We start from the raw sequence: 13,192 nt of genomic DNA, 5'->3' as shown, positions 1-13,192 counted from the left end.
CGCGCGCGCGCCGGTTACACCTTGCGGCGGCTGTTACCGGCCGCCGTCAGTTGGCGGAAATGTTCTTGCTCCGGATCACCGCCCCCCAGCGCTCGTATTCCTTGCGCGCATAGTCCGCGAAGGCCTGCGGCGTGCTGCCCGTGGGTTCCATGCCCTGCAGCTTCAACTGCTCGGCCACCTCCGGCGAACGCAAGGCCTGCGCGATGGCCAGGCTGAGCTTCTCCACCACTGGCGCTGGCGTGCCAGCGGGTGCCACCACGCCCTGCCAGGCGGCCGCCTCGAACGCCGGACCACCCGCCTCGGCGAAGGTCGGCACCTGCGGCAATTGCCCGGAACGCTGCGCCGCCGGCACCGCAATGGCGCGCAGCTTGCCCGCCTGGATCAAGGGCCGGGCGGCGGCCAGGTCGGCCATCATCATCGGCACCACGCCGGAAGCCACGTCCTGCAGGGCGGGCGGCGTGCCCTTGTAGGGAATGGCCGTGGCGCGGCCCTGGACGGTATCCAGGAACAGCTCCATGGCCAGGTGATGGGGGCTGCCCACGCCCAGGGACGCATAGCTGCCCGGCTGATCGCGCTTGAGGTAAGCCTTCACGTCGGCCAGCGTATGCATCCGGGAATCGGGCGACACCACCAGCACAATGGGCAGCGACACCAGCGTGGAAACCGGGGTCAGGTCCTTCCCCGGATCGTAGGGCAGCTTCTGGTACAGCCAGGGGTTCAGCGCCAGCGTGCTCATGCCGGCCGTCAGCAGGGTGTAGCCATCAGGCGCCGCGCGGGCGGTTTCCTGCGCGGCAACGATGGTGGCCGCGCCCGGACGATTTTCCACCACCACCGGCTGTCCCAGCGCGTCACCCACATGCTTGGCGACGATGCGGGTGGCGATGTCGCTGCCCCCGCCCGCGCTGAACGGCACCAGCCAGCGGATCGGATGATCGGGAAACCCTGCCGCCGCAGCCTGGCCCGGGACGATCGCAGCCCCTGCCAGCACCGCGGCCAGCAAGGCGCGATGCAGTGTGCCTTTGAACATGACGCGCTCTCCTCGCCTGCTTATTTATTTAACATATTAATGATTTATTATCGGGCCCGGCACGCAGGTACACACCACGGGAGAAACCCGAAGTCCGTGGACGCGGCACGGGTCAGGTGCGCGCGGCGGCAAGCCAGCGCAGGCCCGTCGACGTGCCGGCGGCCGGCCGATACTCGCAGCCTATCCAGCCGCCGTATTCCAGTTCGCGCAGCACGTTGAACACCCAGCCATAGTCCAGTTCGCCGCGGTCGGGCTCCTGGCGCAGCGGCACGCCGGCAATCTGCAGATGGCCGACCCGCCCGGTAGGCAGGTATTCGCGCAGCTTCATGGTGACGTCGCCCTCGACGATCTGGCAGTGGTAGAGATCCATCTGCACTTTAAGGTTGGACGCATTGACCGCCTGCACCACGGCATGCGCCTCGTCCTGGCGGTTCAGGAAATAGCCGGGTATGTCGCGGGTATTGATGGGTTCGATCAGCACGGTGACCCCGGCCGAGCGCGCCTGGCGCGCGGCCCAGTCCAGGTTCTCGCTATAGCAGTCCAGCATGGCCTCGCGCGCCGCGCCGGGCTGGACCAGCCCCGCCATCACATGGAGATTCGGACAGGCCAGCGCCGTGGCGTAGGACAGCGCCTGTTCAATGCCCGCCTGGAATTCCGCCTGCCGGCCCGGCTGCGCGGCCAGTCCGCGATCGCCGCGAGCGGCCACGCCAGGCGGCGCGTTGAAGAGCACCTGCGTCACGCCGGCCGCGTCCATGCGCTCGCGCACGAAGGCGGCCGGGGCCTCGTAGGGAAACATGCATTCCACGCCGGCGTACCCGTCCGCCGCGGCGGCCGCGTAGCGGTCCAGGAACGCGTGTTCCGTGTACATCATCGAAAGATTGGCGGCGAACTTCAACATGGCGGAGGCTCCGGACCGGGCGGCATGCATGGAAATTAGCACAACCGCCCGCCCCGCCATCGCCGCGGCGCTAGGCGCCGAAGTCCGGCGCCGGGTGCAGGGTCAGCCGCGGTCCCGCCTTGAGCAGCTGGCTGGGAATGTCGTGCCCCACCAGCGCGGGCAAGGTCGCCGATACGCCAAGTATGGCGTCCAGGTCCACGCCGGTGTCATAGCCCATCAGTTCCAGCATGTGCACCAGTTCTTCAGTGCAGACGTTGCCGCTGGCGCCAGGCGCGTAGGGGCAGCCGCCCAACCCGCCCAGCGACGCGTCGAAGCGGTCGATGCCCGCCTCGATGGCCATCAGCGTATTGGCCAGCGCCATGCCGCGCGTATTGTGGAAGTGCATGGTGGTGATCAATCCCGGGAACAGCTTGCGAACCTCGCGCCCGATCTTGCCGACCTGCGTGGGAAAGGCCATGCCGGTGGTATCGCACAGCGTCACCCCGTCCACGCCTAACGCCGCGAAGCGCCCCACCAGTTCGAACACCTCGAAGGCATTGATGTCGCCTTCCATGGGGCAACCGAACACGGTGGACAGCGACACGTTGATGGCGACGCGGCTGCCGCGCACCGCATTGACCACATCGCTCAATTGCTCGAACGACTGCTCCCGCGTCATGCGCAGGTTGGCGCGGTTATGGGTCTCGCTGACCGACATCACCAGATTGACCTCGTCCACCTTGCACTCCAGCGCCCGCTGCGCGCCGCGCACGTTAGGCACCAGCACCGTGTAGACGACGTCCGGATTGCGCTCGATCTCGTGCATCACGATCTCGGCGTCGCGCAGGGCCGGAATGGCCTTGGGCGACGTAAACGACGTAGCTTCGATCTTGGCGAATCCGCTGGCGGACAGCCGGTTGATGAAGGCGATCTTGTCCTGCGTTTCGATGAACTGCTTTTCGTTCTGGAAGCCGTCGCGCGGCGCGACTTCCTGGATGTACAGCCGCGGGCGGCTGGCAGTGGTTTCGGGGTTGGTCATATTCATGGCCGCTATCCTCAGATGATGCCGCGCGTGCGCCAGTCCTGGCGCTGCGTCTCGCCGATGCCCAGGCCAGTCAGCACCTCGTCGGTGTCCTGGCCCAGGGCGGGCGCCGGGCTGCGCACTTCGCCCGGGGTTTCCGACAGCTTGGGCACGATGCCCGGCACCTGCACGGGCGTGCCGTCGGGCAGCGCGCCGTCCAGGATCATGCCGCGCGCCTGGTAATGCGGGTCGGCCGCGATGTCGGCCACGTCATAGATCTTGCCCGCGGGAATCTGCCCGTCATTCAGGCGCTCCAGCACCAGGTCCAGCGGATGCTGTCCGGTCCATTGCGAAATCGCGTCGTCCAGCATGACCACGTGCTTCACGCGTCCGGCGTTGTTTGCCAGTTCCGGCGCTTCGGCCAGGTCGGGCCGGCCGATCACGCCCATCAGGCGCTTGAAGATGCTGTCGCCATTGCCGGCAATCAGCACGTACTTGTTGTCCTGACAGCGGTAAGCATTGCTGGGCGCGATGCCCGGCAGGCTGCTGCCGGCCGGCTGGCGGATCTCGCCGAACACCGAATACTCGGGCAGCAGGCTCTCCATCATGTTGAAGACGGATTCATACAACGCCACGTCGATCATCTGGCCCGTGCCATTCTGGTCGCGCGCGCGCAGCGCCAGCAGGATGCCGATGACGCCGTGCAACGCTGACAACGAATCGCCGATGGACACGCCCACGCGCACCGGCGTGCGGTCGGGCTCGCCGCTCAGGTGGCGCAGTCCGCCCATGGCCTCGCCGATAGCGCCGAATCCGGGCAGATCGCGGTACGGACCGGTCTGACCGTAGCCAGACACGCGCAGCATCACCAGCCGCGGGTTGATGGCGCGCAGTTCTTCCCAGCCCAGGCCCCAACCTTCCATGGTGCCGGGCTTGAAGTTCTCGACCACCACGTCGATGTCCTTGACCAAGGCTCGGATCAGGTCCTGCGCTTCGGGCTTGCGCAGGTCCAGGCTGACCGATTTCTTGTTGCGCGACTGCACCTGCCACCAGACGGAAGTGCCGTCGTGAATCAGGCGCCAGTTGCGCAGCGGGTCGCCCTTGCCGGGCGGTTCGATCTTGATGACCTCGGCGCCGAATTCGCCCAGCATCTTGGCGGCGAACGGTCCGGCGATCAGCTGGCCCAACTCCAGCACTCGGATACCGCTCAATGGTTTGGATGACATGATTGCCTCGTCAGCTCTTGTGTTTGCCCAGATAGGCCTCGCGCACGCGCTCGCTGGCCAACAACTCCTGGCCCGTGCCCTCCATCACAATGGAGCCCACTTCCAGGACATATGCGCGGTCGGAGATAGCCAACGCCTGGTTGGCCATCTGCTCGACCAGCAGGATCGTCATGCCGCGCTCTTTCAACGACTTGATGATCTTGAAGATCTCGGCCACGATCAGCGGCGCCAGTCCGAGCGACGGCTCGTCCAGCATCAGGATGCGCGGCTTGCTCATCAGGGCCCGGCAGATGGCCAGCATCTGCTGTTCGCCGCCAGAAAGCGTGCCCGCGTACTGCGCGCGGCGCTCTTTCAGCCGCGGGAACATCGCAAAGCACTGCTCGATCTGCGCGGCCAGTTCAGCGGGCGGCTCCTTGCGCAGGAACGCGCCCAGCATCAGGTTGTCGTAGACGGTTTGGTCGGGGAACACCTGGCGCCCTTCCGGCACGTGGGCGATACCCAGCCCTACGCGCTTGTGCGCGCTGATTCCGCCCAAGTCCTGCCCGGCGAACGCAATGTCGCCGGTGGATTTCTCGATGCCCGACAGCGCGCGCATCATGGTGCTCTTGCCCGCGCCGTTGCCGCCGATGATGGTCACGATCTCGTTCGTGTCCACATGCAGCGACACCTGCTTCAGGGCATTGACGGCGCCATAGCTGACCGCCAGGTTCTTGATGTCGAGTAAACGGCTCATTGCGGTCTCCTATGCCGGCGCGCCCAGGTAGGCTTCGATGACTTTCGGATTCTCCTGGATGTGGTTCGGCAGGCCTGAGGCGATCTTCACGCCGTAATCCAGCACCACGATATGGTCGGAAATCGCCATGACCAGATCCATGTGATGCTCGATCAACAGGATGGTCAGGCCCATGTTCTTCAGCTTCACGATCAGGTCCGTCAGCTGGTCGGTTTCTGCGGGATTCAGGCCGGCGGCAGGCTCGTCCAGCAGCAACAGGTCCGGCATGGCCGCCACCGCGCGGGCGATTTCCAGGCGGCGTTGCAGGCCGTAGGGCAGGCTGTTGGCGGCCTCGTCCGCGTAGCGGTCCAGTTCGAAGAACTTGAGGATGGCGTAGGCCTGGCGGCGGATGCGTCGCTCTTCCGCCAGGCTGCCGGGCAGGCCCAGCAGGTTGGAGAAGAAGCTGGATTGCTGCACCCGATAGAAGCCCACCATCACGTTCTGCAGGGCGCTCAGCCCGTCGAACAGCTTCAGGTTCTGGAACGTGCGGCCGATGCCCGACGCAGCAATCTCATTGGGCGACAGGCCCACCATCTGGCGGTTCTTGAAGCGGATGCTGCCGGCGTCCGGCGCCACCAGGCCCGACAGCAGGTTCAGCGTGGTGGTCTTGCCGGCGCCGTTGGGACCGATCAGCGACACGACGGAACCGCGCTCCAGCGAGAACGACACCTTGTTGGTCGGCACCACGCCGCCGAAGGCCTTGTACAGGTCCTTCACTTCCAGGAAGCCGGACGCCGCGCCGCCATGGTCGGCAGGAGGCGCCGGCGTCCAATCGGCCGCGCCCGCCTCGGCGGCCAGCGCCTCGCGCTGGCCGCGCTTGGGCAGCACCTTGGCCAACAGGCCAGCCAGTCCTTCCGGCATGGCGTACAGCGCGAACAGCAGGATCAGGCCGTAGGCGAAATGCTGCACTTCCGGCCAGCGCGCCAGCATGGCGTCGATCACCGTCAGCACCACGGCGCCCAGGAAGGAGCCCGCCGGCGTACGGCCGCCGAACAGCACCAGCACCAGGAAAAACACCGACAAGTTGAAATTGACGAAGTCCGAATTGATGTACTGGTTCTGCTGCGCCACCAGGCCGCCCGCGATGCCGCAGGTGATGGCGCTGATGGCGAAGGCCAGGATCTTGAAGCGGTAGACGCTGATGCCCACGCTCTCGGCCGCAATTTCAGAGGTGCGCACCGCGGCAAAGCCGCGGCCGAAACGGCCGTTCAACAGCAGCGAGGTCATGGCGTGCAGCGCCAGGCCCAGCACCACGACCACCACCACCCACTGGCGGCTGTCCAGCGTGGCGCCGCCGAAGGTCAGGCCGGTGATGCCGTAGAAGCCTTCCTGGCCCTTGAACACGTCGGTCCATTCGGACACGATCTTCTCGATCAGCAGGCCGAAGGCGATGGTCACCATCGCCAGGCTCGGCCCCTTGACCTTCAGCGCCGGGATGGCGATCACCACGCCGAAGACCGCGGACACAACCGCGGCGCAGCCCAGCGCCAGCCAGGGATCGACCTGGTAATTCACGGTCAGGAGCGCCACCGTATAGGCGCCCACGCCGAACAGGCCGGCATGGCCCAGCGATTTCTGGCCGGTCTGGCCGACCAGGATGTTGAAACCGGTGGCAGCGATGTAATAGACCCCGATGTTGAACAGGATCAACAGATAGAAGTCATTCAGGCCCGAATAGGCGTAGCCGATGGCAAGCGCCGCGATGACCAGCGGAATGAGAATCTTGGAGAGCTTCATACTTTCTCCGCGTGCACGCGGCCGAGGATGCCGGCCGGGCGGAAATACAGCACCACGATGATCAGCGCGAACACGGCGATTTCGCGCAGGTTCGAATACCAGAGGCCGATCAGCGATTCCAGCAACCCGATCAGAAAGCCGCCAAAAATGCAGCCGCGCGGATTCTCCAGCCCGCCCAGGATCGCGGCCGAAAAGGCCTTGAGCGACAACAGCGTGCCCACGAATACCGAGGCGGTCGCAATCGGCGCCACCATCACGCCGGCAATCGCGGCCAACGCCGAACTGATCGCGAACACGGCGATCGCCACCGCGTTGGCATTAATGCCCATCAAGCTCGCGGCGGTCTTGCTGAACGCCACCGCGCGCACTGCCTTGCCCATCTTGGTCTTGTGCAAGACCCAATCGAACACGATCATCAGCGCCAGCGTGGTGCCGAAAACCAGGATCTCCTGCGGCCGCACGCCGGTCCCCAGGACCGTGATGATGCCCTCGCCCAGCGGCGAAGCCACTGCTATCGGCGCCGGTCCCCAGACCAGCAGCGCCAGGTTCTGGATGATGATGCCAAAGCCGATGGTGCTCATCACCCAGGACAGGCCCGCCTCGCCCACGAAGTGGCGGATGGCGGTGATGTAGAGCACGTACCCCAGCAAGCTCAGGACCAGCATGGCGGCCAGCAGGGCGAACAGGAACGTGCCCCAGGTCACGTCCTCCGGATTTGGAAAGCCGATCAGCTTGCCCTGGCTGACCAGCAGGATGGCGCTGATGCCGATCAGGCCGGCCAGCGCCAGGAACGCACCCTGTCCGAAGTTGAAGGTCTTGGTCGTGGTGTACGTGATGCTGAACCCGAATGCGACCAGGGCATAGACGCTGCCCATGGCCAACCCGCTCAAGATGGCTTGTAGTATTTGCATGCTGGATGCCCCCCTATTGACGACTCCCCGGCGCGCCGCGGCGCACCGGGGAGAGATCTTTCTCGTTGCCGCGCCGTCTTACAGCTTCAGGTCTTCCGGCTTGATCGCGCGGGTGTATTCGTCATCCACCGACACCACCTTGCCGTCGATCCAGCGCACCAGGCGGAAGTCCTTCACCGACAGGGCTTCGTGGTTTTCCGCGGTGAACGGCTTCTCGTAGGTCTTGATGACGCCCTTGGCCTGGGCCAGGTTCTGCAGCGCGGCCTGCACGGCTTCGCCTTCGGTCGACTTGGCCTGCTCCATGGCGGCAGCGATGAGCTTGACGGAGTCATACGCCTGCGCGGCCATGACGTAGGTCGGCACGCGGCCGTCGCGCTTCATCAACGTGTCATACAGCGCCTTGGACTCGGGCGAGGAGTCTTCGGTGATCGACGCCGTGAAGATCATCTTGCTGGCCAGCTCGGGACCGGCGATGCGCAGGAACGGCGAGCTCAGGTTGGCCCAGGAGGCCAGCGTGGTCGGGAAGTAGCTGATCTTCTCCAGGCTGCGCATGACGTGCGCGTTCGAATCCGCCAGCGCATAGACGATCAGCGTATCGGCGCCCGAACTCTTGATCTTGTTCAGCTGCGACGACATGTCCGTGTCCTTGGGACCGAACTTCTCGTTGGCCACGGGCGTGATCTTGTGCAGGGCCAGGATCTCGACCGCGTCCTTGGCGCCTTGCTGGCCGTAGCCGGTGGTGTCGGCAATGATGGCGACCTTGCCGTTCTTGCTGGCGCGGGCGGCGTAGGCCGCCAGCAACGCGATTTGGTCGCGATCGCGCATGGACACGCGGAACACGTAGTTGGGTGGCGACTTGGCGTAGCGGCCGGTGATGTCGGTGGCAGTGGCCACGGGCGAGATCGTCGGGATCTTCTTCTGCTGCACCAGATGCAGCCAGGCCAGCATATTGCCGGAGTTGACCCCGCCCAGCATGGCGTTGACCTTGACGTTGTCGACCAGTTCGTTGGTGTTCTGGATGGCCTTGGGCGGCGCGCCCACGTCGTCGCGCTCAACGATGACGATCTTCTTGCCCAGCACGCCGCCGGCCGCGTTCAGCTCGTCGGCCGCCTGGCGCGCGCCGGCCAGGGCCGAAATGCCGAAGTCCGCCGAGCCAGTGGCCGACATGTCGCTGTTGAAGCCGATCTTGATGTCGTCGGCCAGCGCGGCGCCGCTGGCGCCCGCCAACGCCGCCGCCAGCAGCAGGGATTTCATGGTCTTGGGGAAATATTTGAAGTACATCTTGTCTCCTTCTGGATCACTCTGGTGACCGCTGATTGGCAATTCAGGATTGTTTGAGGAGGTCGGCGGCCTTGTTGCCGATCATCATGGTGGCCGCGCAGATATTGGCCGACGGCATGGCCGGCATCACCGAGGAGTCGATGACGCGCAGATTGCCCACGCCGTGCACCCGCAGCTGGGGGTCGACCACCGCGTACTTGTCATCGGCCTGGCCCATGCGGGCCGTGCCGTTGACGTGATAAGACGACACGCCATAGCGGCGCGCGAAGTCCAGCAATTCGGAATCGGATTCGCACAGCGGGCCGGGCAGCACCTCGCTGTCGAAGTAAGGCGCCAGAGCCTGTGAACGCAACAGCTGGCGCGCCAGCCGGATACCGCGCACCAACGTCATCTGGTCGCGCTCGTTCTCCAGGTAGTTGGCCAGGATCACGGGGTCCTGCAGCGGGTCCGCCGAACGGATGCGCACCTGGCCGCGGCTTTCGGGCCGGTGCTGCCAGACGCCCGCTGTCATGCCGGGGAAGTCATCCAGCATGCCCACATAGCCTTCCTTGTAGCTGGCCGGCGTGAACACGCCCTGCAGGTCGGGCAAGACGAGGTCAGGCGTGGACTTCCAGAAGTAATGCAGCAGCGACGGACTCAGGGCCATGATGCTGGGACGCTTCATCATCCAGCGGCTGATCTGGCCGGCCAGGCTCAGACCCTTGACCAGCTGGTTCATGGTCTGGCTGTTCTTCACGCGCGCCACGACCCGCACCGAATAATGGTCACTCAGGTTCTCGCCCACGCCCGGCAGATCGCACACCACGTCGATATTGTGCTGGCGCAGCAGGTCCGCCGGCCCCAGGCCCGACAGCTGCAGCAGCTTGGGCGTGTTGATCGCGCCGCAGGACACGATCACTTCCCGACGAGCACGCACCGCGCGGATCTGCGAAGGATGCGCCGGGTGGCAATAGGCCACGCCGGCAGCTTTGCCGCCATCGAACAGGATGCGCGTCGCCTGCGCGTAGGTACGCACTTCCAGGTTCTTGCGGCCCATGGCGGGCTTGAGGAAGCACTTGGCCGTGCTCATGCGCCAACCGCGGTCGATGGTGCGCTGGAAGTAGCCCACGCCGGCCTGATCCGCGCCGTTGTAATCGGGGTTGCGCGGGATGCCCTGTTCCACCGCGCCGGCAATGAAGGCCTCGCAAAGCGGATGGATCCAGTCTATGTCCGTGACCGGCAGCTCGCCCTTGCGGCCGCGGTAGCGGTCGTCGCCGCCCACGCGCCGTTCCATGGACTTGAAGTACGGCAGCACTTCGTCGTAGGACCAGCCGCTGTTGCCCAGCGCGGCCCAGTGGTCGAAGTCGGCCGCCTGGCCGCGGTTGTAGACCAGGCCGTTGATGGAAGTCGACCCGCCCAGGGTTCGGCCCTGCGGAATCGGCACGCGCCGTCCGTTGGTCTGCGCCGTACCTTCGCTGGAAAACTGCCAGGCGTACTTCTTGTTGAATACCGCCTTGATGAAGCCTGCGGGTATGTGCAGGTAGGGACTGCGGTCCGGCGGGCCGGCCTCCAGCACGCAGACCGTCGAGCCGTCCGCGCTCAGGCGGTTGGCCAGGATGGAACCGGCCGCGCCGGATCCCACGATCACATAATCGAACTGATCCGCGTCGCGGAGGGAGGGCTGCTGTGCTTGGCTCATGTCTGGAATCCGCGGGCGTCAGGGAATCGCGTTGAACGACTTGCCGGCAAGGCAGACGTACTTGATTTCCAGGAACTCTTCGATGCCGTACTTGGAGCCCTCGCGGCCCACGCCCGACTCCTTGATGCCGCCAAAGGGTCCGACCTCGTTGGACACGGCGCCGGTGTTCACGCCGACGATGCCGTACTCCAGCCCTTCCATCATGCGCCAGACCCGTTCCAGGTTGGCGGTGTAGAAATAGGCGGCCAGGCCCGAGGCGCTATCGTTGGCCCGCGCCAGCACGGCGGCTTCGGACTCGAAGGTGCTGATACCCACCACCGGGCCGAAGATCTCTTCGTGCGCCAGTTCCATGGCATCCGTGATGCCGGCCAGTAGGGTCGGCTCATACAGCAGCGAGCCGGGCTCGCGCAGCTTGCCGCCTGCCAAGAGGTGTGCGCCGCGCGCCGTGGCGTCGTCCACCAGGCGGGCCACCTTGTCCACGGCGCGCTGGTCGATCAGCGGCCCTTGGGTAACCCCCTCTTCCAGCCCGCCGCCCACCTTCATGCGGCGCATTTCCGCCAGCAGCTTGTCATTGAAGGCGTCGGCGACCCTGGCGTGGACATAGACGCGGTTGGCGCAGACGCAGGTCTGGCCCGCGTTACGGAACTTGGAAAGGACCAGGCCTTGCACGGCCTCGTCCAGGTCGGCATCCTCGAACACGATGAAGGGCGCGTTGCCGCCCAGTTCCAGCGACAGCTTCTTGATGTTGGAGGCGCTCTGCTGCATCAGCAGCCGACCCGTCTGGGTGGACCCGGTGAAGGTCAGCTTGCGCACCGTGGGGTTCTGCGTCAGTTCCGTGCCGATTGGCGCGGGATCTCCAATGACCACGTTGAGCACGCCGGGCGGTATGCCGGCCTGCTCGCCCAGCCAGGCCAGCGCCAGCGCGGTGAACGGCGTCAGTTCGGACGGCTTGAGCACCACCGTGCAGCCGGCGGCCAGCGCCGGGCTGACCTTGCGCGTGACCAGGGCCGACGGAAAGTTCCAGGCGATGATGGCCGCGCATACGCCCACGGGCTGGCGGATGGCCAGCATGCGCTGGTCGCCTCGCGTGTGGGGCAGCACGTCGCCGTAGACGCGCTTGGCCTCTTCCGCGAACCATTCGACGAAGGACAAGGCGTAATTCAGTTCGCCGCGGGCCTCGGCCAGCGGCTTGCCCTGCTCCAGCGTCAGCAGCAGCGCCAGGTCGTCGGCATGCGCCTCGATCAGGGCATGCCATTTGCGCAGGATGGCACCGCGCTCCTTGCCCGTCCTGGCCCGCCAGGCCGGCAGGGCGTCATCGGCGGCCGCGATGGCGCGGGCCGTCTCGGCCTGGCCCAGATTGGGCACCGTGCCCAGTACGCTGGCGTCAAAGGGATTGCGCACCGTGATGGTGGCGCCGTTGTCGGCGTCGCACCAGGCGCCGCCGATGTAGGCCTGCTGCCGCAGCAGCTGGCTATTCTGCAGATTCATTTGTCTCGCGCTCCATCCATCATGCTCCGCACCGTCCGCGCTTGGGCCGTGCGAAATTTTTTGGGGAGGATAGCCCTGGCGCCCGCCTGCGCAACAGCAGTCATTAGCGATGCCGCCATCACCATCCGCGATGACAAGCCCGCCCATGGCTACAATGGAACCTCTCGTCCGCTTTCCCGCCCGTCCCGCCATGCGTCTCGACCCCACCTCCCTCAAGCTCTTCATCAGCGTGGTCGAGCAAGGCACCATCGCCGCGGCGGCCGAACACGAGCACATCGCCGCGGCCGCCATCAGCAAGCGCATCAGCGAACTGGAAGAGAACCTCAAGATCCGGCTGCTCATCCGCACCAACAAGGGCATCCGCCCCACGCCGGCCGGCGTCGCGCTGTCCACCATGGCGCGGCGCGCGCTGCATGAACTCGATGAAATATCGGTGCACATGCGCGACTACTCGCGCGGCCTGCGGGGCTTCATCCGGGTACACGCCAATATTTCCGCGATCACCCAGTTCCTGCCTCAGGACATCAAGCTCTTCCTGAACGACTACCCCAACGTGCAAGTCGATCTGGAAGAAAAAATCACCTCGACCATCATCAAATCGGTCGCCGAGAACGCGGCGGACGTGGGCATCTTTTCGGGCACCGCGCCGGACCACGACGTCGAGATCCACCCCTACCGCGAAGACACGCTGGCGCTGGTGGTGCCCGCTGACCACCCGCTGCAGGACAGGCCTGGCTTTCGTTTCGCCGACGCGCTGGAATACGACTTCGTGGGGCTGCACCGCGGCAGCGCCATCAACCGCATCCTCTCCAACGCCGCCAGCGATGAAAAGCGCAACATCCAGCTCAAGGTGCAGGTCACTGGCTTCGACGCGCTGTGCTTCATGGTGAACTCTGGGCTGGGCATAGGCGTGCTGCCGCTGGACATCGCGCGCCGCTACTCGGCCATGTTCGACATCCGCATCATTCCCCTGACCGAACCCTGGGCACGACGGCAGATCCAGATCTGCGTGCGCTCCTTCGACGCCCTGCCGACCGCCGCCAAGCTCTTCGTAAACCATCTGAGCAAGCGCCAGCCCTGAGCGGACGCCGTGGAACCGGTCCCTGCATCGGCGCGCGTGCAAAAAAAAACGGAGACGGGGTTGCCGTCTCCGCTGCTGCTGTGTGTTTCCGAG

The 13,192-nt window shown here is 65.6% G+C and carries 11 protein-coding genes; 1 reads left to right on the top strand and 10 read right to left on the bottom strand.

Going from position 1 to position 13,192, the window contains the following annotated elements:
• Positions 1 to 46: 46 nt before the first annotated feature.
• From N5C88_RS15880 to N5C88_RS15835, 10 genes are all read right to left on the bottom strand, one after another.
• A complete protein-coding gene (locus tag N5C88_RS15880; protein WP_059378039.1) occupies positions 47 to 1,027 on the bottom strand; it encodes a tripartite tricarboxylate transporter substrate binding protein in 981 nt (326 codons plus the stop codon).
• 112 nt (positions 1,028 to 1,139) lie between these two features.
• On the bottom strand, positions 1,140 to 1,925 hold the full coding sequence (gene otnI, locus N5C88_RS15875; RefSeq protein ID WP_280015741.1) for a 2-oxo-tetronate isomerase: 786 nt from the start codon (positions 1,923 to 1,925) through the stop codon (positions 1,140 to 1,142).
• 70 nt (positions 1,926 to 1,995) lie between these two features.
• A complete protein-coding gene (locus tag N5C88_RS15870; protein ID WP_059378042.1) occupies positions 1,996 to 2,949 on the bottom strand; it encodes a hydroxymethylglutaryl-CoA lyase in 954 nt (317 codons plus the stop codon).
• Positions 2,950 to 2,960: 11 nt separating this feature from the next.
• Entirely contained in the window at positions 2,961 to 4,151 is a 1,191-nt protein-coding gene (locus N5C88_RS15865) for a CoA transferase (protein ID WP_280015740.1), read from the bottom strand.
• Between the two features lie 10 nt (positions 4,152 to 4,161).
• Entirely contained in the window at positions 4,162 to 4,884 is a 723-nt protein-coding gene (locus N5C88_RS15860) for an ABC transporter ATP-binding protein (RefSeq protein WP_280015739.1), read from the bottom strand.
• 9 nt (positions 4,885 to 4,893) lie between these two features.
• Positions 4,894 to 6,660, bottom strand: a complete 1,767-nt coding sequence (locus tag N5C88_RS15855; RefSeq protein ID WP_059378048.1) for a branched-chain amino acid ABC transporter ATP-binding protein/permease — start codon at positions 6,658 to 6,660, stop codon at positions 4,894 to 4,896.
• On the bottom strand, positions 6,657 to 7,571 hold the full coding sequence (locus tag N5C88_RS15850; RefSeq protein ID WP_118931661.1) for a branched-chain amino acid ABC transporter permease: 915 nt from the start codon (positions 7,569 to 7,571) through the stop codon (positions 6,657 to 6,659). Before N5C88_RS15850 ends, N5C88_RS15855 begins: the two co-directional genes overlap by 4 nt.
• 78 nt (positions 7,572 to 7,649) lie before the next feature.
• On the bottom strand, positions 7,650 to 8,852 hold the full coding sequence (locus N5C88_RS15845; protein WP_280015738.1) for an ABC transporter substrate-binding protein: 1,203 nt from the start codon (positions 8,850 to 8,852) through the stop codon (positions 7,650 to 7,652).
• Positions 8,853 to 8,895: 43 nt separating this feature from the next.
• Positions 8,896 to 10,530: a GMC family oxidoreductase N-terminal domain-containing protein gene (locus N5C88_RS15840; protein ID WP_280015737.1), complete on the bottom strand. Its 1,635-nt coding sequence runs from the start codon at positions 10,528 to 10,530 to the stop codon at positions 8,896 to 8,898.
• An 18-nt stretch (positions 10,531 to 10,548) separates the two neighbouring features.
• Complete coding sequence (locus N5C88_RS15835; RefSeq protein ID WP_118931658.1) at positions 10,549 to 12,018, bottom strand: NAD-dependent succinate-semialdehyde dehydrogenase; 1,470 nt, start codon at positions 12,016 to 12,018, stop codon at positions 10,549 to 10,551.
• 190 nt (positions 12,019 to 12,208) lie between these two features.
• Between N5C88_RS15835 and N5C88_RS15830 the strand changes: the two genes are divergently transcribed.
• Positions 12,209 to 13,099: a LysR substrate-binding domain-containing protein gene (locus N5C88_RS15830; RefSeq protein ID WP_059378055.1), complete on the top strand. Its 891-nt coding sequence runs from the start codon at positions 12,209 to 12,211 to the stop codon at positions 13,097 to 13,099.
• Positions 13,100 to 13,192 lie beyond the last annotated feature (93 nt).

The sequence above is a fragment of the Achromobacter sp. GD03932 genome, assembly GCF_029839485.1.
Taxonomy (GTDB): domain Bacteria; phylum Pseudomonadota; class Gammaproteobacteria; order Burkholderiales; family Burkholderiaceae_B; genus Achromobacter; species Achromobacter bronchisepticus_A.
The sequence above is the reverse complement of the archived record's forward strand: the minus strand, read 5'-3'. Positions and strand labels throughout refer to the sequence as shown.